At 48.8% G+C, this 23866-nt stretch carries 17 protein-coding genes; 12 read left to right on the plus strand and 5 right to left on the minus strand.

Translation table 11 applies throughout. The features are described 5' to 3' along the window. Window positions 1-272 precede the first annotated feature (272 nt). On the minus strand, window positions 273-2846 hold the full coding sequence (locus ACYVBJ_RS11540) for a glycoside hydrolase family 95 protein (protein WP_460982456.1): 2574 nt from the start codon (window positions 2844-2846) through the stop codon (window positions 273-275). A 243-nt stretch (window positions 2847-3089) separates the two neighbouring features. Between ACYVBJ_RS11540 and ACYVBJ_RS11545 the strand changes: the two genes are divergently transcribed. Further along, a complete protein-coding gene (locus tag ACYVBJ_RS11545; RefSeq protein WP_460982457.1) occupies window positions 3090-4643 on the plus strand; it encodes a sensor histidine kinase in 1554 nt (517 codons plus the stop codon). Here the strand turns inward: ACYVBJ_RS11545 and ACYVBJ_RS11550 are convergent. The 3 genes from ACYVBJ_RS11550 to ACYVBJ_RS11560 are packed head-to-tail and all read right to left on the minus strand — an operon-like array spanning window position 4640 to window position 7899. Next, window positions 4640-5239 carry a biliverdin-producing heme oxygenase gene (locus tag ACYVBJ_RS11550; RefSeq protein WP_460982458.1) on the minus strand — a complete coding sequence of 200 codons (600 nt, stop codon included), beginning with the start codon at window positions 5237-5239 and terminating at the stop codon, window positions 4640-4642. The two genes, ACYVBJ_RS11545 and ACYVBJ_RS11550, sit on opposite strands and share 4 nt — an antisense overlap. 3 nt (window positions 5240-5242) lie before the next feature. Further along, window positions 5243-5656 carry a response regulator gene (locus tag ACYVBJ_RS11555; protein WP_460982459.1) on the minus strand — a complete coding sequence of 138 codons (414 nt, stop codon included), beginning with the start codon at window positions 5654-5656 and terminating at the stop codon, window positions 5243-5245. A gap of 2 nt (window positions 5657-5658) precedes the next feature. Then, window positions 5659-7899: an ATP-binding protein gene (locus ACYVBJ_RS11560; protein ID WP_460982460.1), complete on the minus strand. Its 2241-nt coding sequence runs from the start codon at window positions 7897-7899 to the stop codon at window positions 5659-5661. Between the two features lie 355 nt (window positions 7900-8254). Between ACYVBJ_RS11560 and ACYVBJ_RS11565 the strand changes: the two genes are divergently transcribed. The 11 genes from ACYVBJ_RS11565 (at window position 8255) to ACYVBJ_RS11615 (ending at window position 22338) form a co-directional block, all read left to right on the plus strand. Continuing rightward, entirely contained in the window at window positions 8255-8728 is a 474-nt protein-coding gene (locus ACYVBJ_RS11565; RefSeq protein WP_460982461.1) for a RidA family protein, read from the plus strand. Beyond that, window positions 8728-9843: a D-TA family PLP-dependent enzyme gene (locus ACYVBJ_RS11570; RefSeq protein ID WP_460982462.1), complete on the plus strand. Its 1116-nt coding sequence runs from the start codon at window positions 8728-8730 to the stop codon at window positions 9841-9843. Before ACYVBJ_RS11565 ends, ACYVBJ_RS11570 begins: the two co-directional genes overlap by 1 nt. A gap of 11 nt (window positions 9844-9854) precedes the next feature. Further along, complete coding sequence (locus ACYVBJ_RS11575; protein ID WP_460982463.1) at window positions 9855-10925, plus strand: dipeptidase; 1071 nt, start codon at window positions 9855-9857, stop codon at window positions 10923-10925. A 365-nt stretch (window positions 10926-11290) separates the two neighbouring features. Continuing rightward, window positions 11291-13054: a beta strand repeat-containing protein gene (locus ACYVBJ_RS11580; protein WP_460982464.1), complete on the plus strand. Its 1764-nt coding sequence runs from the start codon at window positions 11291-11293 to the stop codon at window positions 13052-13054. Between the two features lie 49 nt (window positions 13055-13103). Continuing rightward, window positions 13104-13589, plus strand: coding sequence for a T9SS type A sorting domain-containing protein (locus ACYVBJ_RS11585; RefSeq protein WP_460982465.1), 486 nt, complete (start codon window positions 13104-13106; stop codon window positions 13587-13589). 91 nt (window positions 13590-13680) lie between these two features. Continuing rightward, window positions 13681-15216: a capsule assembly Wzi family protein gene (locus ACYVBJ_RS11590; protein ID WP_460982466.1), complete on the plus strand. Its 1536-nt coding sequence runs from the start codon at window positions 13681-13683 to the stop codon at window positions 15214-15216. A 178-nt stretch (window positions 15217-15394) separates the two neighbouring features. Next, entirely contained in the window at window positions 15395-16774 is a 1380-nt protein-coding gene (locus ACYVBJ_RS11595; protein ID WP_460982467.1) for a sugar transferase, read from the plus strand. A 171-nt stretch (window positions 16775-16945) separates the two neighbouring features. Then, window positions 16946-18466: a capsule assembly Wzi family protein gene (locus ACYVBJ_RS11600; protein ID WP_460982468.1), complete on the plus strand. Its 1521-nt coding sequence runs from the start codon at window positions 16946-16948 to the stop codon at window positions 18464-18466. A gap of 120 nt (window positions 18467-18586) precedes the next feature. Continuing rightward, window positions 18587-19840 (plus strand): serine hydrolase domain-containing protein, encoded by a 1254-nt coding sequence (locus ACYVBJ_RS11605; RefSeq protein WP_460982469.1) that lies wholly within the window; start codon window positions 18587-18589, stop codon window positions 19838-19840. Window positions 19841-19902: 62 nt separating this feature from the next. Further along, window positions 19903-20820, plus strand: a complete 918-nt coding sequence (locus tag ACYVBJ_RS11610; protein WP_460982470.1) for an alpha/beta hydrolase — start codon at window positions 19903-19905, stop codon at window positions 20818-20820. Between the two features lie 279 nt (window positions 20821-21099). Further along, window positions 21100-22338 (plus strand): PQQ-dependent sugar dehydrogenase, encoded by a 1239-nt coding sequence (locus tag ACYVBJ_RS11615; RefSeq protein WP_460982471.1) that lies wholly within the window; start codon window positions 21100-21102, stop codon window positions 22336-22338. A 188-nt stretch (window positions 22339-22526) separates the two neighbouring features. On the opposite strand, the gene ACYVBJ_RS11620 is transcribed toward ACYVBJ_RS11615, so the two are convergent. After that, complete coding sequence (locus tag ACYVBJ_RS11620; RefSeq protein ID WP_460982739.1) at window positions 22527-23735, minus strand: glycosyl hydrolase family 28-related protein; 1209 nt, start codon at window positions 23733-23735, stop codon at window positions 22527-22529. Window positions 23736-23866 lie beyond the last annotated feature (131 nt).

Genomic DNA, 23866 nt, shown 5'->3' on the forward strand with positions numbered 1-23866 from the left:
TTCGGTCAGCCTGGTAGAACTTAAAGGCCAGGGGGTTGTCGGATTCTCGTCCTTCAAAGGCGATGGGCTTCTCGACGAAGGGGAAGTACACTTGATCGCCAAGCGTGAGGTTAGTAGATGACATGCTACACAGAGTTAATTAAACGGCAAGTTAGTACGTATTACGCAATCGGTTGCAAAGGGCTTGTGATCTTAACCGGTGATTCCACGTCTGAGCAGTTCAGACGTGGAGATGATACCTTATAAAGAGCCATTTTCCAGACAAGAAATGGTTAATTCGCGCCAACAAGTACGTATTCTTTGCCTGGTGCTGTCGGTAGGTCGTAGACCCTAACTCCGTTGCTGGCTTCTTCCGGCATTCGGGTGCGGTATTGGTTTTCCGGTAGTTTAAAGAAGGGATTAGAGTTAAGGTCTTTGGCAGCCTGCAATCTAGCCAGACCAGCGCTGGTCAGGTTATTGGGAACACGAATTCTACAGTTTCCGCCGAGCGCAGACCGGATAACGACCCGGTTTAACTTTCCGTTTGTCCACTTCATGTCTACTTCATAGCCACCGCGCGCTTTCAGGCCTTTCACTTCCCCCGAACTCCAGGCGTCGGGTCGGGCGGGTAAAAGGTTGAGCAGGCCATCGTGACTTTGCAGCAGCATCTCACCAATACCGGATGTGCCCCCGAAGTTGCCGTCAATCTGAAAAGGAGGATGTGCACAAAGTAAGTTTGGATACGTTCCTCCACCCTTTGCATAATCGGTGCCTTCTACCCCTGTAAGTCTCAGCAGTTCGCGCAGCAGTTTATAAGCGTGATTACCATCGTGAAGTCGGGCCCAGAAATTAATTTTCCAGGATTTACTCCAGCCTGTACCGCCATCGCCCCGTATTTCAAGCGTTTTCCGGGCGGCATCCGCATAGGCTGGCGTTGTTAGTGGAGAAATCTGACGACCGGGATGAAGTACGTAGAGGTGAGAAACGTGCCGGTGTTGTGGGTCCTGATCGTCCCAGTCTTTATACCATTCCTGCAAATTACCTTTTCTGCCAATTTGTAAAGGAAACAGGTATTTTTTCTTTTCGAGCAGCATATTCCGGAAATCAGCGTCGGTATTCAGCTGCTCAGACGCCTGAATGACATTCGTAAACAAGTCCCAGATAAGCCCCATATCCATCGTTGTCGCCACAGAAACCGACTCATTTTCGCCTTTTTCGGTAATGAATACGTTCTCGGGCGAGGTGGCTGGTGCCGTAACCAGACGGCCTTGTTTATCTTCTACCAGCCAGTCCAGGCAAAACTGGGCGGCTTCGCGCATAAGCGGATACGCGTACCGTTGTAGATACTGCCGGTCGCCGGTGAAGGCGTAGTGGTCCCACAAGTGCTGGCTTAGCCAGGCACCGCCCATTGCCCAGTTTGCCCATGACGGGCTACCTTTGCCCCGGTCACCGACTGGGTTGGAAGTCGCCCAGATGTCGGAATTGTGGTGTACCGTCCAGCCCTGGGCGTTGTAAAAATTTTTCGTTGTTGCCCGGCCCGTGGTAGCCATATAGCCGATCCAGTCGAGAAGGGGCGTGTGCAGCTCCGATAGATTGACCATTTCCGCGGGCCAGTAGTTCATCTCCGCATTGATGTTCGTCGTAAAATTACTGCTCCAGGGCGGTTGCACCATGGGGTTCCAGATGCCTTGTAAATTAGCGGGAACTCCCGGCTCCGCTTCGTGTTTGGGGCGCGAACTAGATATGAGCAGGTAGCGGCCAAACTGAAAGTACAGGCTTTCCAGGTCCGGGTCGACGGCACCCTCGGCGTATTGTTTGAGCCGTTCGTCGGTTGGCAGGTCAGCGGCTGAACGGCTGCCAGGTGCGCTGGTCGTCAGGTTGAGGCTGACCCGATTGAAGTAGCGATGATAATCGGCGAGGTGGTTCCGGAGTAGAACTGCATACGATTTGCTGCCTGCTTTTTGGAGATACGTATCGCACAGTTGCTTTTCGTTACGTCCCTCTCGGTCGGGGCATTTGTCGAAGCCATTGAAACTTGTGGCGGCTGATACGAGCAGCACGGCTTCGGTTGCGTTCTGAATCTGTACGCCCGCCGTATCCGTCGTTACGGTTCCATCCGTCGAGCGAACCGTAACGCGCCAGTCAAAGCGCATCCCGCGACAGCCTTCCGGATCTTCGTAATTAATTGGCTTCGCGTTATAATTCACGTAGTTTGGATCGGCGTGAGCCGGGGCTTTTCCCCGGATGGCCAGTCCGTTACGTCCGATAACCGTCTTAGTGACAGGGTGCTGACTACGGGGACTTGCCAATAGACGTAACGCGCCCTTCCTGTTCGCGGTGAGCCGAATCACAATTACCTGATCGGGAGCCGAAACAAAAATCTGCCGGGTGAACGCGACGCCGTCTACCGTAAAGCGCGTTGTGGCAGTGGCGTCGCTGATGTTTAAATCCCGGTAGTAGTTGGTTGGCTGGCCCGATAAGGTTTGCTTGAGTAGCAGATCGCCGAGGGGTTGGTAGGCTTCGGTGTACAGGCCCTGTACGTTTTGGGTTAGTTTAGCGGCTTCCTTGTAATCCTCTTTGAACAACGCTTCCCGAATTTGAGGGAGGTATTTAGCGACGCCAGGGTTGGGGTCCAGATTGGCTGGGCCGCCCGACCAAAGGCTTTCTTCGTTAAGTTGAAGCAATTCTTCTGCGGGCTTTCCAAAGACCATGACACCGAGTCGACCGTTGCCAACCGGTAAGGCTTCGTTCCAGTTGGCCGCCGGACGATTGTACCACACCCGTTGTGATTGCGCCTGGGCAGAGAAGGACAGGATAAGTAAACAAGCAATACGTAAACTGGTTACGTGTAGAAGCAAGTGATTCATAGAGCAAGGAGAGAGAAACTACCCAACAAATATTAGGTTTCTATTGAGATAACTATACGATGGCCATTGGTTTACGTATAGATTCGCGTAAAAATAAGGTAAGCGTTACTCCGTCAAGCGTTTTCTGACCGAACGAACAGCCTGCCCAGCCCAGACTTAGTCTGGTTTTGCTTGCTCAAAGCGAATTTGTTCCTTTGCATAATCCTAGCCTATAGCTTGATGTAGTTAGGGGTTTCGTCAATAATGCCAGCCTCCTTATCCCCAAATTCTGTTTTACCTGTAGCGGCTACGGCTGTTCTCGATAAACTCCCCGATGGCGTCGTATACTATGAGGCTGTCCGGAATGCCGCGGGAGGAATCACAGATTTTCGGTTAATGTACTATAATCCCTTATTCAGGCAGCTGACCTCGATTGCTCATCAGCTACAGATAGGGGAACAGGTGTTGCGCGATTTTCCGCAGCAGAAAGACGTTTGGGAGCCCATTGTCAGGCGTTACGCTACAGTGGTTGAATCGGGACAGGCGATGGAATATCTGGAAACCGAGGCTTCTCAGGGACGTAGCGTTTCGATTCGCGTGGCTCCGTACGATCATGGTGTGATTGCCACCCTTCGCGACGTAACTAGTCAGCAGCGCTGGGTAAAAGAAGAGCAACAGCGCTTTGAGGATGTCCTGAATGCTTCGCTCAGCAATACGTTTGTGTACGAGGCTATCCGTGACGCCGATGGTCAAATCCAGGATTTCCACATCCGCTTTGCCAATCAGGCCGCCCGGCAGGCAGTTCTGGATAGCTGGGGGCTTGAAGCGATTGGTAACACGATATTGACAGTATACCCAGGTTCGCCGGAGTCGGGTCAGTTTCGGCATTGCGTTCAGGTGATTGAAACCGGTCAGCCCGTTCGACTGGAGCTGTATTATCCGGCTGTAGAAATCTGGTATGATACGTCTATTACTAAACTTGGCGACGGGTGCATCGTTACGGGCTTAGACATCACGGACCGGAAGCGGAACGAATTGCAGGCCGAACAGCAGACGGCCGACCAGGAACGAATTGTGAACGAGCTACGGCAGAGCAATGAGAACCTGCGGCAGTTTGCGCAGGTTGCCAGTCATGATTTGCAGGAGCCCTTACGTCGGATTCAGGCATTCAGTGATATTCTGCAAAGTCAGTTTGAGGATAACCTCTCGGATGGGGAGCGGGACATGACCCGGCGCATCCAGAAATCGGCGAAACGGATGCAGATGCTGATTAAGGATCTGCTAATGTATTCGCAACTGGCCACGGAGCGGGCACCTTTAAAGCCGGTTTCTCTTCATAACGTATTGGAAGACGTAGTAAGCGATCTCGAAATCGCCATTGCGGAACAGAAGGCTACCGTAACGGTAGGAAAGCTGCCAACTATTTTAGGAAGCTCATCCCGATTGCATCAGTTATTTCAGAACCTGATTGCCAACGCCCTGAAGTTTCAGCAACCCCATCAGCAGGCCACTGTCGACATTGAAGCACGGCTGGCGCTGCCCGAGGAACTTCCGGCTGAGTTACAAGGACAGTCAGCCGCGTTCTGGCTGGTGACCGTTGCCGATAACGGACTTGGCTTTGACGAAAAGTATAAGGGGCGGATCTTTCACCCCTTCCAGCGGTTACATGACGCCAGCCTATACAGTGGAACCGGAATTGGACTGGCTATCTGCCAGCGCGTGGCTGAGAATCATGGAGGAGCCATTGATGTAAATAGCCAGCCCGGCAAAGGAACTACGTTCAAAATATTCCTGCCCCTCTATCAGAAAGGCTCTTAGGCGTTTCTTAGTTCTGCCGTCCATTGCTGTTGCACCCGGCGAAACAACGATTGATACGTTAAAAACGCCTGTTGGGCTCCCTTTACTACGTCCTCCGACTCATCGGCAACCTGCTTGGTAACAAACGCAATAAACGCCTTCCATTTAGGGCCGGTTTCAGCGCCATAGCCCCGGTAGAAACGAGCGTGTTCCAGCAGTGGGCGCACGGCAGGGCTGTTCTGCAAATAGTGCCAAACGGTTTTTCCACCGAGCATTGACCCCTCGCCTACATAAGCCGCGCCAAGCAGTTCAGCTGGTGACCAGTTCTCGAATAGGTTTGCTGACGGTGCTGAAATTGTCTGTCGAAGTTGAGCTAAATCGGCCTGTAGCCAGGACGTTTTCCGGCGATCATCGGGCGTATAATCGGCGAAGTATTCGGGATGTCGATCAATAGCGGTCTCCAGAGCGCTGTGGTAGGCGAGGTGAGCCAGCAGAAGCTGGTTATATTCGTCGGCGGCAAGTGTGCTCTCTCGTAGTGCATCGGCAAACAAAAGCTGCTCGGTTTGTTCATGCAGCGAACGAGTCTCCTCGCGCAGGCGCTCCATCAGGTTTGTCATAGATTAATCAATCCGGGTGTTGTCTTCCAGCCAGAACTGGCAAAGCCGCTGCAGTAGTACCTTTGTGTCCTGGTAATTACCGGGTTTTACCAAATACGCATTTATTCCCGCGTCGTAGGCATGTTCAATGTCGTTGGGGCTGTCGGACGTGCTGAACGCTACCACGGGCAGCCTGCGGGTTCGCTTCGTCGAGCGGGCGCATTGCAGCACATCAAAACCACTCAGTCCAATCAGATTCAGGTCTAGCAGCAACAGCTTGGGTAAAGGCGTGTGCTGACCCTGAGCGGTTAGAAAATCGATGGCTTCGGAGCCACTACGTACTATGGTGTAGGTGACAGGACGATCCATCTTGCGAACCAATCGGCTGAAGATGTCTGCATCATCTTCGTTATCCTCTACGTATAAAATGTCAATCATGTTTAGTTAACCGCCACAATGGGAAACGAGACGAAAAATGTAGCCCCCCGGTTCGGTTCGCTATGGTACCAGATTTTACCCTGGTGCCGACCAATAATTCGTTTTACAATGGCCAGGCCAACGCCTGTACCTTTAAATTGCCGGGCGTTCTCCAGTCGTTTGAACAACTCAAACATTTTACCGGCTTCTTTCATATCAAAGCCGATGCCATTATCCGCCACTGAATAGATCACTTCCTGACCTACCTGTTGACCACTTACTTTTATCTGCCCTTCGGGTTGCGATCGGGTGTATTTGGCTGCGTTGGTGATCAGGTTAGAAAATAATTGATGAACCATGGTCGGGTCGGCGCTGAAACCCGGTGCTTCCTCAATATCAATCGTTAAGGCTCTGTCTTTTTCCGAAATCAGCACTTCCTCCCGGATCGTTTGCAGAAGTTGTTTCATATCAATAACCTGTGCGTTGAGTTCGGTGCGGCCCATTCGGGAGTAATACAGAATATGGCGAATCAGCGCCCGCATCCGGTCGGTAGAATCCATAATTTTCTGGAACAACGCACGGGCATCCGGATTGAAGTCCTGGCCATATTCTTCCAGCAAAATCTCTGAATAACAGCGGATCGACGATAACGGGGTTCGGAGGTCGTGGGAAACCGTGTAGCTAAAGGCGTCTAGTTCCTCATAGGCAATCTGAAGTCGCTGATTGAGCAGCCGAATTTGGTTGGCCTGGCGAGTCACTATCTGCAATATGTCTTCGCGCAGCTTAATAGCGGCCGATACCTCAACTTCGCTCCACGCGTCCGATGTGTTGTGCACCAGTTCAGTCCAGGCTGCAAAGCTCTTGCGGGGGCTAAGCCGCGCCTGTCCATTTTCGCCGACGGTGACAGCTTTGTCGGGGTTACCTGCCCAGGTTACCTGTCGAACGCGTTCGGGTTTGAACCACAGTAGGTACTCGTTCAGTTCGCGGGATAAGACAATGGCTAACATACCGGCGGCTTTATCCCGGAATGCTTCGGCGGGTGGGTAAAGTATGGGTAAAGCCTGTGTTTCCAGGAAAGTTTCAGTATCTGTCGTTTTTAACCACTCGACCAACTGCGTTATTTCGGCTTCGTCAGGCGTTTTACCTAACCGGTACTGCTGATTGTTAAACAACAATACGGCCCCAGAAGCCGAGGTTACGTCCAACACGGTAGTGGAATGCCGGGTTAGTGCCCGCGTAATGTCTTCATCGGCCAGCAGGTGATCCTGCAAGCGTTGGCCATTATCCCGGCTGTGCCGGAGCAGTGTCTGACTTTCTTCGTTTTTATGAAATTCCAGCGCGGCCGACAGCAACTGACTGACGAATTTGGCCGACTGCCGCGAGGAGTAATCAACAAAGCGGGGTGAGTAGTGATGGCACGACATAAGCCCCCACAATTCACCCCGATACAGCAGTGAAATACTCATCGACGCCTGAACGCCCATGTTTTTAAGGTATTCAATATGGACCGGCGAAACCGCTCGTAGGGTGGAGTGAGTCAGATCAACGGGTTGGTTGGCAGGCCAGTCGGGCACCGACAGAATCGACGAGGGCTGACTGTTCGCGTCGGCAATTAACCTGACCAAATTTATTTTGTATAGTTCGCGAGCCTGCCGTGGAATGTCAGACGCTGGGTAGTGCAGACCCAGAAATGGCTCCAGATGGTCTTCTTTTGCTTCGGCTACTACCTGCCCATGCCAGTCAGCCCCAAACCGGTAAACCATAACCCGGTCGAAGCCAATAATTTCTTTAACGCGTCGGGCTGTGTTTTGCAGCAGGTCGTTGAGGTGCCGACTCGATTGTACCTCGGTCAGTGCTTCGGCAATCAGGCGCTGGTTTAGCGAGACCTGTAAATTTTCTTCGGTCGGCTCCCATTCCAGCAGCATAAGTCCCTGGTATTCATGAATAATTAAATTCCAGAACTGATTGCCAAGCTGAACCCGATGTGGGTTGATATTTTCCCAGGAGTTATTCCGTGTGCCTACGTTTAATAATTCAGTGAGGGTCGTGGCAGGCAGGTTCGTTTTCGCCAGTAGGGTTTCGAGCGATTGCCCGAGAATTTCACTAACCGGCTGGCCAACCAGGTCCGTTACGTTCGCACTAGCATGAACAATGGTGTACGTATCGGGGAGAATAGCTACTAAATAGCCGTGTGATTGAATATGTCCTAAAATGTGAATCGGTTCGCGATCACAATTTGTGACGTCTACATCAAAGTTAATCATTCGTTGAGAAATGGGTCCTTTAAGCCAATGAAGGCCGGTGATGTTAGAAACAGTAAGAGGGATGCCCTGGTGTATAAATTAACGATGTGCAATATACGTTTTTTGGTAAAAAATAGCGCGCGTAAAAGTGACAAATGCAGTAGCTGGAATTTAGCTAAGCTACCGTGCTCTATTACGTTGCTGCTTCATTCAAGTAGTGTAGCTGATGCACACATTATATTTGTCCATTAAGAAAGGCTATTCAATGCGCTTCACTTAATTTTGAACCTGGTACCTGATCTTTTAAAAAAAAGGCCAGGTTACCATTAATAATAGGTATGGCCTTCCGCTATTGATTAAAATTCACCAACGTCATATGCAACCTGAACTCTCGCCAGAAACAGCTTTTGCCAAATTGGGCTTATCGTTACCGCCCGCTCCACAACCGTTGGGTGTTTACAAACCCTTTTTAGTTGATCAGAAGTACCTCTACGTATCGGGTCACGGGCCGGTACAAGACGATAAAAGCCTGATAATTGGTCGAATCGGTCAGGACATGGACATTGAGCAGGGGAAACTAGCTGCGCGGCAGGTTGGCCTGACAATTTTATCGACCATCCGAACGAACCTGGGCAGTCTGGACCGGGTCAAGCGGGTCATTAAGGTGCTGGGTATGGTCAACTGTGTCTCTGATTTTGGCCGTCACCCATACGTTATCAACGGATGCAGTGAATTATTTGCTCAGATTTGGGGTGAAGACAATGGGATCGGGGTTCGTTCAGCCGTTGGCATGGGATCGTTACCCGATAACATTCCGGTTGAAATCGAAGCGCTGTTCGAATTAGTGTGATGATGGAGCAAGCAAACTGGTACCAGATCAGCAATATCGACCAGATTGATTCACCTGCGCTTATTGTGTACACCGAGCGCGTGAAGCAGAATATCAATCATCTACTGACTTATGTAAACGATGTGGATCGTCTGCGGCCGCACGTAAAAACGCATAAATCGCCGGAAGCGACTAAACTGCTGCTCCAGGCCGGTATTTATAAGTTCAAATGCGCAACGATTGCCGAAGCCGAAATGCTGGCGCAATGTGGAGCACCGGATGTACTGCTGGCGTATCAGCCCGTTGGTGCCAAGATTGGACGCTTCATTGACTTAATCAGACACTATGCTGCAACGACGTTTGCCTGCCTGGTTGACAACGTCGTAACCGCCCGTCAATTAGCTGGGCAGGCGGTTGTCGCTGGAGTTGCCATTCCGGTATACATTGACCTGAATGTTGGTATGAACCGAACAGGCACAACGCCTGATGCGTCGGTCCTTGCTCTATACGATGAATTAGCACAGCTTGAGGGCCTGCGACCGATGGGCCTGCACGCTTACGATGGCCACATTCGGAACACGGATCTGGCCGCTCGGACAGTGGAATGTAACACAGCTTTTGAGGCCGTTTCTCAACTTCGTGATCAATTGCGGATAAGAGGGTATGACCCTATTGTAATTGCCGGAGGTAGCCCGACGTTTCCCATTCACGCCCAACGACCGGATGTGGAATGTAGTCCCGGTACGTTCATTTACTGGGACAATGGTTACCAGACTGCTCTCCCTGAACAGCCGTTCCGGCCAGCGGCCTTGGTGGTAGGCCGGGTTATTTCGCGACCCGACGCAACCAAACTCTGTATTGATATAGGCCACAAATCGATTGCGGCTGAGTCTGATTTAAGCCGTCGCATTACGTTCCTCAACGCACCCGAACTGCGACCAATCGGGCAGAGTGAAGAACATCTGGTTGTTGAAGCGGGTGAAGGACATACATATCAGATCGGGGACGTCCTATATGGACTACCGCATCACATCTGCCCTACCTGTGCCTTATACGAACGAGCTTATACCGCCGAGCAGGGAAATGTATCTGGCGAATGGCGGACAGTGGCCCGCGATCGAGTTATAATCTACTAGCAACCTGACTTATGTTTACGATTGACGCTCACCTCGACCTGAGCATGAACGCCATGGAATGGAACCGTGACCTGCGGCAGCCTGTAGCCCAAATCCGGGCGCGGGAACAGGGCATGACGGATAAACCCGACCGCGAGAAAGCAACCGTTTCGTTGCCCGATCTTCGCCGGGGAAACGTGGGGCTTGTTGTCGCCACTCAGATTGCCCGGTACGTTGCGCCGGGTAATCCACTACCGGGCTGGCAATCGCCCGAACAGGCCTGGGCGCAAACACAGGCGCAACGAATCTGGTATGAAACAATGGTCGAGGCTGGGGAGATGGTTCAAATTCGTGATCGGGTTAGTCTTGAAAAACACCTGGCGGTCTGGAATAACGGTGAGCCTACTGATAAAAAGCCGGTTGGCTATATTCTAAGTCTGGAGGGGGCTGATTCATTGGTAACGCTTCGGCACGTTGAACGGGCATACCACTACGGTCTGCGTGCAATCGGACCAGCGCATTACGGTCCGGGCCGCTACGCGCAGGGGACGGATGCCACGGGATTTATGGGGGCGGCTGGTCAGGCACTGCTCAAAGAAATGGAGCGGCTGAACATCATTCTGGATGCTACTCACCTATGTGATGATAGTTTTTGGGAAGCCCTGGACTACTTCAGTGGGCCCGTGTGGGCGAGCCACAACAACTGCCGGGCTTTAGTCAACCATAATCGCCAGTTCAGTGACGAGCAGCTCAAAGAGCTCATTGCCCGTAATGCGGTGATTGGCGGAGCGCTCGATGCCTGGATGATGGTACCGGGCTGGGTACGCGGTCAGTCAACCCCGCAATCCACCAATTGCAGACTATCCGTTCTTATTGACCACCTCGACCATATTTGTCAACTGGCAGGTAACGCCCACCACATTGGCATTGGCTCTGACCTGGATGGAGCCTTTGGAAAAGAGCAATGTCCCTATGATCTGGAAACGATTGCCGATTTGCAAAAGATTCCGGAGCTTCTTAGCGGGCGAGGGTACTCAGACGAAGATATTCAGAACGTCATGCACGGTAATTGGCTGCGCTTTTTACGTAGGGTCTGGCAGTAAACGGCATAGTCTCTCTGCGGAGGCCTTTTGATTTGAACGGGCTAACTTACTGGGGATTCCAGCGCGAACGTGTACAAGATATACTGGTGTAACTTATGACAATATCTTTATTCTAAATTGAAATCAACAGTCTGGAATATTATTTGCTTAATGTAGTTTATTATTAAGCAATTAGAAAATTAAGTTTATGAAAATAAAATGATAGTAACTATTAGTTTTATTTATTCGTAAAAAATAGCTTTTAAGCCGTTGGCTTCTTAATTTGTCAGCATATTTGTAAGGGTATATTTGTTTATCTTTACACTCTATTCTTGCCCCAAATACTCTACATTCTGTTTATGCGAAGACTACTTATACTTCCTATAATGTTGGTCCTACCGGTTCTTGAGTCAGTCGCTCAGACGAATTACGTGGCAACGTCGCCGGCATCTTCTGCGCCTGGTTCAGACAATACGCTGGTTGGCGTAGGAGCTGGTAACCTAAATATGAGTGGCGCAGGTAACCTGATGATTGGACGGGGGGCGGGCATAACCAATATGGCAGGAACACAAAACGTATTTGTTGGGGCTAGTGCCGGAAATCAGAACTCGTCAGGTCAGGGTAACGCATTTCTCGGATTTTCAGCAGGTTTCTCCAATGTAACGGGGAATAACAATACGTTCCTCGGATCAGGGGCTGGTTATACCAACTCGTCCGGATACAACAATTTATTTACAGGGCAGCGGGCCGGGTATTTTAACAAAGACGGGAATAACAATGCGTTTGTCGGTACCGGCGCCGGTTATGCGAACACGAACGGTTCAGACAATGCCTTTTTAGGATCTGATGCGGGCTCGGCTAATAAAACGGGTAGCAATAACCTGTTTATGGGTTCGCTGGCCGGTGCCAGCAATGAATCCGGAAACAGTAATACGTTCCTGGGCAGCAAAGCCGGGGCTGCTAACGTGGGTAGCTCGCAAAATACATTTATCGGATTTGAGTCTGGAAATAGCAATACCGGCGCGAACAATACATTTATCGGCTATCAGGCGGGGCGTAACAGCCAGACGGGTAGCGCTAACGTATTTATCGGGCTTACCTCAGGCTTTAATAATAACTATGGAACGGCTAACTTATTTATCGGCCAGCGGGCAGGCTTTGGTAATACCGGAGGTAACTATAATACATTTATCGGTAGCTCATCGGGCGAAGGTAACACTGTAGGAGCTAATAATAACTTTATCGGAAACGGAGCTGGCCTTGCTAATACCGAAGGCAACTTCAATGTATACATTGGTTCGGCAGCAGGTAGTAAAAACCAGCGTGGGGCCAATAATGTAAGCATTGGATCGTATGCGGGGATGGAAAACGCCGATGGTAGTAACAACACCTTTGTGGGCCATAATGCTGGTGTTCCAGCAGGCGCTGGCTTGCAAAACGTGACGGTTCTGGGCTATAACGCGCAGGCAACGGCCTCCAATTCCGTAATTCTAGGTAACAACGCGAACGTTGGCATTGGTAATACTGCCCCGAATGCGAAGCTGGAAATTACACAGGGAACGGCGGGGAGCAGCGGACTCCGTTTCACAAACCTAACAGCGTCGTCAACAGCGTCGGCCTTAAATCAAACCAAGTTTTTGACGGTTAACGGACAGGGAGATGTTATTTTAGGGAGCATTAACGGAGCAGGACGTCTAGCTGCCGAAGCCGATGGCTTATGGAAAGCCGAAGGGAATAATGTGTATAATACGAATGCCGGGGGGATTGTACTAGGCCCTGGTGTAACCAACACCCCCGAAGGATACCGCCTTTATGTAGCGGATGGTATACTAACGGAGAAAGTGAAAGTGGCCGTTAAAACCACAGATGATTGGTCAGATAAAGTGTTTGCCAATCAGTACCGCTTGCGAACAATTAAAGAGGTTGAGCAGTATATTGCTCAGCACAAGCACTTACCTGGAGTACCCTCGGCTGAGGAAGTTGTGAAAGAAGGGGTGGATGTTGGGCAGATGCAGGCGAAACTCCTTGAAAAAATAGAAGAGCTTACCCTGTACGTGATTGAGCTTAAAAAGCAGAATGACGTCCTTAAGAAGACAAGTAGTCAGCTCGAACAACGTGTTAATAGACTAAAGGTTAAATCGTCTAAGTAGTATGCGAGTTCTGTTCACATTGATTGGATGCTGTATAGTACTGACCTGTATGGCGCAAAAAGCGGAACGGTCGGTACGGCTTCATGCTACTTATAACGACGCTACGTATCGTCTGGAGCAAGCGGTTGAGACGATCGAAGCCGTGAATACAGTTGGCAAAAGAGCGGCTGTCGATTACCGGGCAGGCCAGTCAGTAACTTTATTGCCAGGGTTCCAGGCCAAAGCGGGTAGTCGATTTGTGGCTTCAATCAAACCGATGAGTGCTACCGCCGAAATCTCCATGCGACTGCTTGCTTACCCTAATCCATTTGAGCAGTTCACGACCATCGAATATTACCTGCCCGCTGACGGTAAAGTGAATTTATGGATCGCTGATGCTCAGGGGAAAATAATTAAGCAGATCATAACCAATGAGGAGTTAAAGGCTGGAAAACACCAAGTCAATTGGCAGCCTGACGTAGCAGCTCCGGGTGTGTATGTGCCTATTATAGAAGCCAATGATCAGAAAATTTCTGGTCGGATTGTAAAGAGATAATCAGACTACCAACGATAGAGGGGCCCTTGCGTAAAGTAAGGGCCTTTTTGTTATTTGCTTATCTTTGGCTTTTCTGTCGATCAATAGCCGAATGCATCTATACCAACGAAGGTGGCTTTTAGCGCTCATAGCCAGTACGTTTCTGCTTCAAGCCAGCGTCGCCCAGCCGATCCGGCAGCCTGACCAGTATTCTGTCGAACTCGGTGGTTATGTATCGTCTTCGGTGGCTACTCCATTCTGGTTGAGAGCAAATCAATACGGCATCGTATCCTATCAGTCGCCAGCATCAACCATTCGGGTCGGCATTTCCAGTGACTACGATACAACGTACACGGCTACCAGACTACAGTCTCGTCGTAAGTTTGATATAGGCTATGGCATAAACGTAGTCGCGAACTTTGCGGCTAATCCACTTTCGTACGAAAAAGCGGTTCTCTTGCCCGAAGCTTACGTAAAATCACGGTATGGTATTTTCGAAGTGTATGCAGGACGTCGACGCGAACGGTTTGGTCTGGCTGACTCAACCTTGTCATCTGGTTCGTATGCCTGGTCGGGTAATGCCATGCCAATACCTAAAATTCAAGTGTCGATACCAACGTTCACGCCCATTGGCTTCACAAAGGGCTGGGTGGCGATTCAGGGCACGTACGCACATGGGTTTCTAAGTGCGAATGGGTTCATTCGCAATACAATGCTCCACCAAAAATCGCTATACTTTCGATTAGGGCGCGAGAAAGATGTTTTACGCGTATACGGTGGCTTTAATCACCAGGTGATCTGGGGTGGACGTACCGATAAACTAAAGGGTACAGGTTTGGTGCCGGACGATGGTAGGTTACCGTCGAGCCTGTTGGATTACTATTACGTTGTGATCGGTGATCGGTTCAGCCGGGCTGATTCGAGTGTATATACAAATTTTGAAATCACGAACCGGGTAGGTAATCATTTAGGCAGTATTGATGTCGGAGCTGAAATTGATTTGGTCAGGCATACGATATTTATTTACCGACAAAATATATACGAAGACGGCTCTTTATTTTCCTTAATTAATATAGCAGACGGATTAAATGGAATACGAATACGCCGGAATAATCCGAAGGCAATAATCAGAGATATACTCGTTGAATTTCTGAATACTACGAGTCAGGGAGGGCCCGAATTTATAATTGACGACCCTAAGCGTCGGGGAAAAGATAACTATTTTAACCATCAGCAGTATAGAGATGGATGGGCGTATCGACAGCATACAATTGGCACACCATTTGTTCCACCTGCGCTTGGTCCTAATAACGAATATCCATCTGGAACATTTACCCTTAACAACCGTGTACGCGTGCTTCATATTGGCATTGCGGGTAATTTACCGATATTGATCTCGCTCCTTGACAGCCCCATCGCTTACCAGGCTAAATTATCATTTAGCCAGAATCTAGGGACGTATGATGTGCCCTATTCATCGACGCGTAATCAGTTTTCGGGCTATTTAGGGGTTATGGTTCCGCTTCAGTTGTTAGGGGGACTTGAGTTATCCGCCAGGGTTGCTGCCGACGCTGGGACGCTTTACAAACAGGGCGTGGGAGCGTATTTTAGCATCCGTAAAACGTGGAAATCCACTAAGGTTGATTAGCTTTGCCACTCTAAGTGATTGATTATAAAATTTCTCAGCTACCAAATGCAGTTGTAGCGCATGACTACGTCCGGTAAGCCGTACAATAATATTCACGCCAACACATCAACCGAATACGCTACTTTAGCGTACTAAGCTTGGTATTGCGCTATCCGGCTTGGCGAGTAAAGTCACAAACATGAGGCATCGTTATTCGATATTATTTTTTCCGCTTCACATATTCGTTGATTTTCTAAGTCTGAATGCAGCGTTTGTGGGAGCTTACTGGATTAAATTTGGCACTTTAGATGATGTTTCTAAATCGCCATATGCTTCTTTGTGGTGGCTATTTAATTTTATATGGTTAATAGAAATTTTAGTACTAAAACCATATATCTACCCTCGTCAACTCTTCAAAGTTGACCATTTGATCAAAAAACTTTTGATTCTTTTAGTAATCCACGTAGCTGTTATATCTGTTTTTTGGGTTGCGGTAAAAGGCTATTACTACTCTCGCGAACACTTACTGATAAGTTACGTATTATTTACAAGTTTGGGCACTGCTTTTCGAATAGGCAGCTTACTATTCTTACGGGAATACCGCGCTCGCGGCTACAACAACCGAAAATATGTGATCGTAGGCTACGGAAAGCTAGCCGCTACAATCCAAAGTTTCTACGAGACACACCCCGAAATGGGCTTTCGGTTTTATGGGTACTTCGATGAACCTAACGTCTCCAATGCCAACTTACTTAAAGGCAGTTACGATGAGTTGTTAAGTTACATCAAAACTGCAGGGATTGATTGCGTCTACTGCTGTATGCCTTATATTGATAGCACCCGGTTGAAGAACATTGTCGATCAGGCAGAAAATGTTGATTATCAGGTAAAGTTGCTGGTTGATTTCAGAGGCTTTTTAACAAAAGGAGCATCAATAGAGTACCACGATTTTTTGCCGGTGCTAAATCTGTCTTCACAGATGCTGGCCGATTTTCGGGTAAACACCCTGAAACGTGCGTTTGACGTAATCTTCTCCTTAAGCGTTCTGATTGTGGGAATGCCGGTGTTTTTACTACTGGCTATCATTACGTTGGTAACCTCCAGAGGACCTATATTTTATGCACAGGAACGTGTAGGCAGACATGGTAAGCCATTTCATATCTATAAATTTCGCAGCATGTACGTCGATGCTGAGAAGTCGGGGCCTGTTCTCTCCGCCGGTTTGTTAGACAGTCGTATTACACCTTGGGGACGGTTTATGCGGCAGACCCGCCTGGACGAAATTCCTCAGTTCTTTAACGTGCTAAAAGGCGACATGTCGGTGGTTGGTCCGAGGCCCGAACGACAGTTCTTCATCGATCAGATTGTTGAAGTCGCGCCTGAGTATCGGTCTTTATTGAAAGTAAAGCCAGGCATTACTTCGATCGGCCAAATTAAGTTTGGGTACGCGGCTAGCATTGATGAAATGGTGCAGCGGTTGCGTTATGATCTGCTTTACCCCGAACGGCGCTCATTCTTATTCGATATGTGGATTATTGCCCAAACACTCCGGGTCATGGCACAAGGGCGCGGCAAGTAACAAAGCCGCTTTACGGCTTTATAGTATACAGTATCAGTCTCATAGCCAAACGTATCTTCTTCATACCAGCCCTGTACGTATAGATATAGAGTGATAACGCCTTTATTTGATAAACTCGGTTAACGTACCAAATTGCACTCACTTTAGTGAGGAATTCTCCCTGCTCTTTCTATGCTAGTCAATTGTCGATTTTCTCTATGCGTTATTGCCTGTTTAACTACTCTGGTATCTTATTCCCAACGCGTAACTGAATATCGGCTGGAAGCAGGAGGGTTAGCATCTACGGATCAAACCCCGTTTTGGCTACGGGCGAATCAGTATGGTACAGTTCCGCTACGTGGTCCGTTTGTTCAACTAAACGCGCGCTTACATTCAGATTATCGAGCGGTTGACAGCACAAGGCGCAAACGTCTATTAGATTGGGGCTATGGATTCGATGGTGTTGTTAACGCCGGCACAAGGACGCAGGCTCTCTTAACCGAAGGATACGTAAAGGGTCGACTAGGCGCTTTAGAGCTGTACGTTGGCCGTAGACGTGAAATAGTTGGTTTAGTTGATACTCTGCTGACGACTGGGGCTTATGCCTGGTCTGGTAATGCCCTACCGATCCCGAAAGTGCAAATAGGCTTACCTACGTATACCGCTATTCCGTTTACGAAAGGAGTCGTTTCTGTCATGGGCGCAATCGCTCATGGCTGGTTTGAAAATACTGACCGCTTGGTTACGGGTTCTTACCTGCATCAGGCTTATCTCTATGGGCGACTGGGTAAACCTTCGTGGCCTGTCCATTTGTATGCCGGGTTCAACCATGAAGTCATTTGGGCTGGCTATTCAGAATATTTGAGTCCGATCGTAGCCGTAAACGGCAACCTACCTTCCAGCATTCGTTACTTTCCTGCTGTGGTTTTAGGCACCCGAGGACTGTTTGATCCGAATGATCGGAACGTTACGTCGTTTGAGGATAACCGGATCGGTAACCATTTGGGATCAGTTGACGTAGCGGCCAGCGTAGATTTACCGAACTGGAGCCTGTATGCTTACCGGCAATTTCTTTACGATGATGGGTCGCTGTTCAATGCCACAAACTTAGTTGATGGACTTAATGGCCTGCGTATTAAAAATCTGAAGCAATCAACTGGTACGGGCTTCTTTTTGCGGCAGCTGTTGGTTGAATACCTGTTCACAGGTAGCCAGGGCGGTGACATATTTGTGATTGATGACCCAAAACGACGCGGCCGCGATGATTACTTCAATCACAGTCAGTTTATTGACGGATGGACTTATTACGGCCGTACGATCGGAACTCCATTTATTACTGCTCCATTGGAGGCTCGTACTTCGTTGCCATTTCGAACCGGTGTCGTAAATAATCGGGTTAGCGTGTTTCATGTTGGTGCCAGCGGGTTACTATTCAATAAAATTGAACTGCTGACCAAGCTATCGTTTAGTCGTAACGCTGGTACATATCCTACGCCGTATGTAACGGTACCGACTCAATTTTCGGGCTTGCTGACTGCTTCTGTGCCGTTAAACGTTTTGGGTGGAACCATGCTGAATGGATCGTTTGCCGTAGATGGAGGGGGATTGCTGCCTAACAGTATTGGCGGGTACATAGGCATCCGAAAGACCGGATTACTAGGCACAGGGTCTAGTTCTTCCAGTGCTCTTCGTTCGCCAACGCGTTTTCGGTAAAAGCGATTTGTAGTTTTTGGTTTTTCTTCGATTTAATACGTGAAAAAAATGGCCGCTAAGGGGGAATTACTACTTTTGTAGAAGTTGGTCGGTATAATAAGTGTGAAATAGCGAGTGCGGATGGTGCGGATGAATAGTCTTTGGCATTGGTTTAGTTTTTTGGTTTTGGTTAGCGTAAGCGTATCGTGCGGGCAAAACTCGCAGAAAGAGTTGAACCGCTCCACACGTGCTCTACGTACTTGTGCCGATGGGCAATTGCTTACTGCTACTGAAGAACAGGTAATGCGAAGGCAGATAAACGCGGACGAAAAAACCCGACAAATCGAAGAAATTATCCATCAGAAAGTCCGTCAGGGCTTTAACGGCAATGTGCTGGTTGCTCAGAAGGGTATTGTTTTATACAAGAACTGTTTTGGCTTAGAACACTTCGAACGGGGACAGCGGGACTCGCTGGTCGAAAATTCTAAATTTCAGCTAGCTTCCCTCTCTAAAACGTTTACAGCGGTTGCGACGTTGAAATTGATCGAAGCCGGTAAACTTAGTCTCGAAGATACTATCCAGAAGTTTTATCCCGATTTCCCGTATCACGATATTACGATACGTGAGTTGCTGTGTCACCGTAGTGGCTTGCCCAACTATGCGTACGCGTTTGATGACAGTATGAAGGTAAACTTCTACAAAAAAGAAAAGCCGTACCCAACCAACGCGGTCATCATGCACTGGTTCGCTACGGTTAAACCAACGCCAAAGCGGTACAACGTACCTGGTCGTGGCTTTAGTTACAGCAATACCAATTACATGGTGCTGGCGTCCATCATTGAGAAAGCGGCTGGGCAGAGTTTCGAAACATTCATTCGAAAGCATATTTTTGAGCCACTGGGGATGCACCAAACTTTCGTGGCTACTACTAAAAACGATTCGATTAATCTGCATCGAACGGCGGGGTATCAATGGAATCGGCGAATCCCTAAAGATTACTACGACGACGTGGTTGGCGACAAAGGAATCTACTCAACCACAGGGGATCTGTTTCGGTGGTACCGTGCACTCAACAGCGACTGCCTACTGAAGCGCCAGACGCTTGCCGAAGCGTTCATCCCCAGAAGTTTTGAACGTAAGGGCGCAAAGAATTATGGGTACGGCTTTCGGATGATGTTAAACCAGGTAAACAACCAGCCCGAATACATTTATCACTCAGGATGGTGGAAAGGGTATAACACGATGTTTTGGTTTAGCCCGAAAGATGAGTACGTTATTATTATGTTAGGCAACCGCTACAACAAAACGGTGTATCGAGTTAAAGAACTTGTCGATATTTTGGATGAGGGAGCCAAATCCCAGTCAGCAGATGAGGACGATGAAGTAGAAATATGAGTAGAGCCGACCATAAGGTCGGCTTTTTCTGTTTTAACCCAACTTCTGTCTTTAAGCTATCTATGCGCTTTTCGCTCCTTGTTTTTCTTTTCTCAACTGTGCTTACTCAAGTTGCCTTATCCCAGGAAGTGATAAATCTATGGCCCGATGGAGCCGTTCCGAATGCTATCCCGGGCGTACAGATTCCGGAGAAGTCAGAAGCCGGAAATGACGGGATTCAGCGGATTAGCAACGTATCAGTGCCCACAATTACGGCTTACCTGCCTTCAAAAGACAAGGCAACTGGTGCGGCAATCATGGTTTGCCCTGGAGGAGGATACTCAATCCTGGCGTCGGGCCACGAAGGCGAAGACATAGCTCGCTGGTTCAATACGCTGGGTATAGCCGCTTTTGTCTTGAAATATCGTCTGCCTAATGAGAAGATTATGACCAATCAGCAGGAGGTGCCGCTAATGGATGCCATGCAGGGCATAAAACTGATCAGGCAGAATGCGAATCGATATGGCATACAGGCCGATAAAATTGGGGTTATTGGCTTTTCGGCGGGCGGGCACTTAGCCGCAACGCTTTCTACCCATTATTATCGGGGACCGCAGGCTAGTGAACAGGCAAAACCGAACTTCTCAATCCTGATGTATCCGGTTGTTACGTTCGGCGATAAAGCACATACGGGTTCGCGTGACAAACTGCTGGGCAAAAACGCATCGCCCGAACTGGTTACTTACTATTCCAACGAACTTCAGGTAAGTGATCAGACTCCGCCTACTTTTCTGGTTCATTCGGAAGATGATAAAACGGTGCCGGTAGAAAACAGCATTTTGTACTATCTGGCGTGTTTGAAAAACGGCGTACCGGCGGAGATGCATTTGTACCCAAAGGGCGGACATGGGTATGGACTACGGACTGCAAAGCATGGTTCGCTTGCTAACTGGCCGGAGAGTTGCAAAGCCTGGCTGACTTCGATAGGCGCAATTAAATAGCACCCAACTAAGCGCATATTATGAATTAGGCGTATAAAGGTTTCCAGCCAGGACTGTATTGGTTTATTTATCGCTTATGCTTGACTTTTATGTTTGACCCGCTGTGATCACAGCGGGTTTTTATTTTTAGCCCACTGAATAGTATAACCATCGGATAAGTAACCAGCCGATCCGTTTGCGGTTATCGTATATGGCTATTATTACAGGTAGAAGCTTGCGTTTTTACGGGATTGGTAATAGTCGTTTGCTTATTCAACGTTAATTATAATTAGACAGCGTATGAAACGTTTATCTGGAAAAGCTCATCTCTTGGGCATAGTCCTGGCAGGAACCTTATTCGCCTGCGATAAAGAGGACGAGGTGTTTAATGCACAGATTCCGGAGACAAACAGTCAGCCGACAACAGCACAGGTACAAGGCAATGTGTTTGAGCCAGCTCTGGTACCGGCTACCAACGAACGTATCGCCCAGCTTAAAGTGCCAGCGGGATTCACCATTTCTAAGTTTGCCGATCAGCTCGGAAAGCCAAGGATGTTAACCGTGAGCGAATCTGGGAACGTCTATGTAACAAGCCGTGAAGCGGGCACTGTTACGTTGCTGCGTGACACAAACAAAGATGGTCAGGCGGACCAGAAACAGGTTGTTGCTACCATTAAGGGAATTCATGGCCTTTCAATTCACGGGGGTAAAATGTATCTCGTAGCGGTCAAAGAAGTGTATGCCGCTGCCTTAAATGCAGACGGTACCTTAGGAACGCCCCAGCAATTGATCAATAATCTGCCTGATGCCGGTCAGCACCCTAACCGTACAATTGCTTTTGGCCCTGATGGACTGATGTATATTACAGTGGGAAGTACCTGTAATGCCTGCGCCGAACCAAACGCTGAAAACGCTACAATTCTACGAGCGAATCCGGACGGTACAGGTCGAAAAATTTATGCGAGCGGTTTACGGAACACGATTGGGTTTGGCTGGCATCCGGAGACAAAAGAACTCTACGGCTTCGACCACGGCATCGACTGGTTAGGCGACGAACAGCAGCAGGAAGAACTTAACCTGATTAAAGAGGGGGCTTTTTATGGCTGGCCTTACATATACGCTGATGGAAAATATAATCCGCATCCGCGGCCAATGGGTGACAGTACATATGCTCAATATCTGTCAAAGACAACCCTGCCTTCTCTTCTGTACGAAGCACATGCCGCCCCGCTCGGAATGATATTCTATACGGGTAATTCGGCGGCTGCAAGCAGCTTCCCTGCTGAGTATCGGAACGACGCATTCGTTACTATGCGGGGTTCCTGGAACCGCACGCAACCGTCTGGATATAAAGTAATTCGCGTGCATTTTGAAGGTGGTAAACCGGTCCGGTCTGAGGATTTTGTGGCTGGCTTCTTAGTTGACAACAACCAGGCGCAGTTTGGAAGGCCTGTGGGAATCGCTGTTCACCCGGATGGCTCTGTATTGTTCAGCGATGATAACAATGGCGTTATTTATCGAGTCAGTATCAAGAAGTAGTTATCAACAGTACAAAAAAGAGAGACCGAATGATTGATCTGGTCTCTTTTTTATTACGTGCTTCATCAGCGGGTGTTTACTGACAAAACAAGTCTATGGCAATAAACGGTGGCGCGGGTTTTAAATAAAAAGAACGTAGCAGGCACTGATTGTATCTTGTCTGACCTCCTCTACAACACAAACAGCATTTATAAGGGTATGGGGTCATTAACTAAAAAGTCACTCTGTAACTCGGCTTCGCCATCGTAAATCACGGGTTCGTTGTTAGCAGTGCCTAGCACGCGTGGGGTAACAGTAACGGTACCTGCTCCATTGGCAAACGTAATGGTAACAACGACTCCACTAATATCTAAATACGATGGATTCGTTACGTTCTTGTCCAGCGTAATAATTGTGATTGAAGGCGCATCGAATGCGCCATTCAGGCGCTGGTTCACCAGAATCTGGGCCTGAAAAGACAGAGTAGCCGCAGCCCCCGAATAATAGCTACCAGCCCTCACGACGCCATCCAGCCAGACCCGATAATAACCACCATTTGTATTGTTGATGGCTTGCTGGTTCGCTTGCAAAAATTGCAGGGCTGTAACCGTGGTTACGGCGTTGTTTGACCCCGCTGAGGTGTTATTATTGACTAGCTGACGTATACGCCCACTACGTTTCTCGAAAGGTCTGGATGTGTTAAAAACAACATTGGTTGCCCGTTTGAGCATATTGCCCGTCGTAATAAACTGATTGCTGGCAATATCGAAGCATGTAATTTCACTGTTCGATATAGTACCGCCTGCTGGTTGGTTGCCTCCTCCGATAGGTGCGTGGTAGAGAACGTAACGGTTTGAGCGCTCGGCGGGCAGCGGTAACGAAACGCGCGCTTTAAGACCAGCGACTATGGAACCCGTCACATCGATCAATTCCGTGGTAGGTGCCGTTGCGTTGGCCGTTACGATGTCGATTTCACTGCTGCCAAAACCTGTGTCGCGTGCCTGAAGCAACCTGGAATACGACTCAACAGTTGCATGTATTTTCAGGTTTGTTGTAAAGCTTATGCACTGGATGGCGGTTTCATTGTTCCCCGTATTGGCTACGATACGTCCGAGGTAGCCCTGGAAGTTTACGCTGTTCGTGCCAATCAGCACCATGGCAGGTTGCCGCCTTTCTAACCCTTGTAATGATGTACCATTTATACTGACCACACCCATGGAGCCTGCGCCGGGCGTGAGCGTTTGAAAATTGCTGGAAGCCGTGTAATTATTGCCTGTTGCACTAAGACTGAGGTTATTGCTAAGAATAAGCGGGGTGTTGGCAATTAATCGGCATTCATGAATAAAGAATTCTTCACTTCGAATGTTAAGCAAGCTTATTGACCCAAAGCCGCTGTTAGCCGAAGGCGAATCAGGCATTTGTATATAGCATTTCCGAATTCCACAATTTAACCCACCTGCATTAGTCAAGGCAAACTGTACGCCGAGGGTAGAAGGAGTAGGGCTGTTTGATGGTATAAAGGTGAAATTTTCGCAGCCAGAATTCGATG

Source organism: Spirosoma fluminis (genome assembly GCF_054778895.1).

What these genes read in the sequence shown, in the direction of transcription:
- ACYVBJ_RS11540 (WP_460982456.1), bottom strand. Translation starts at nt 2,846, where the DNA reads ATGAATCACTTGCTTCTACACGTAACCAGTTTACGTATTGCTTGTTTA.
- ACYVBJ_RS11545 (WP_460982457.1), top strand. Translation starts at nt 3,090, where the DNA reads ATGCCAGCCTCCTTATCCCCAAATTCTGTTTTACCTGTAGCGGCTACG.
- ACYVBJ_RS11550 (WP_460982458.1), bottom strand. Translation starts at nt 5,239, where the DNA reads ATGACAAACCTGATGGAGCGCCTGCGCGAGGAGACTCGTTCGCTGCAT.
- ACYVBJ_RS11555 (WP_460982459.1), bottom strand. Translation starts at nt 5,656, where the DNA reads ATGATTGACATTTTATACGTAGAGGATAACGAAGATGATGCAGACATC.
- ACYVBJ_RS11560 (WP_460982460.1), bottom strand. Translation starts at nt 7,899, where the DNA reads ATGATTAACTTTGATGTAGACGTCACAAATTGTGATCGCGAACCGATT.
- ACYVBJ_RS11565 (WP_460982461.1), top strand. Translation starts at nt 8,255, where the DNA reads ATGCAACCTGAACTCTCGCCAGAAACAGCTTTTGCCAAATTGGGCTTA.
- ACYVBJ_RS11570 (WP_460982462.1), top strand. Translation starts at nt 8,728, where the DNA reads ATGATGGAGCAAGCAAACTGGTACCAGATCAGCAATATCGACCAGATT.
- ACYVBJ_RS11575 (WP_460982463.1), top strand. Translation starts at nt 9,855, where the DNA reads ATGTTTACGATTGACGCTCACCTCGACCTGAGCATGAACGCCATGGAA.
- ACYVBJ_RS11580 (WP_460982464.1), top strand. Translation starts at nt 11,291, where the DNA reads ATGTTGGTCCTACCGGTTCTTGAGTCAGTCGCTCAGACGAATTACGTG.
- ACYVBJ_RS11585 (WP_460982465.1), top strand. Translation starts at nt 13,104, where the DNA reads ATGGCGCAAAAAGCGGAACGGTCGGTACGGCTTCATGCTACTTATAAC.
- ACYVBJ_RS11590 (WP_460982466.1), top strand. Translation starts at nt 13,681, where the DNA reads ATGCATCTATACCAACGAAGGTGGCTTTTAGCGCTCATAGCCAGTACG.
- ACYVBJ_RS11595 (WP_460982467.1), top strand. Translation starts at nt 15,395, where the DNA reads ATGAGGCATCGTTATTCGATATTATTTTTTCCGCTTCACATATTCGTT.
- ACYVBJ_RS11600 (WP_460982468.1), top strand. Translation starts at nt 16,946, where the DNA reads ATGCTAGTCAATTGTCGATTTTCTCTATGCGTTATTGCCTGTTTAACT.
- ACYVBJ_RS11605 (WP_460982469.1), top strand. Translation starts at nt 18,587, where the DNA reads ATGGTGCGGATGAATAGTCTTTGGCATTGGTTTAGTTTTTTGGTTTTG.
- ACYVBJ_RS11610 (WP_460982470.1), top strand. Translation starts at nt 19,903, where the DNA reads ATGCGCTTTTCGCTCCTTGTTTTTCTTTTCTCAACTGTGCTTACTCAA.
- ACYVBJ_RS11615 (WP_460982471.1), top strand. Translation starts at nt 21,100, where the DNA reads ATGAAACGTTTATCTGGAAAAGCTCATCTCTTGGGCATAGTCCTGGCA.
- ACYVBJ_RS11620 (WP_460982739.1), bottom strand. Translation starts at nt 23,735, where the DNA reads ATGCCTGATTCGCCTTCGGCTAACAGCGGCTTTGGGTCAATAAGCTTG.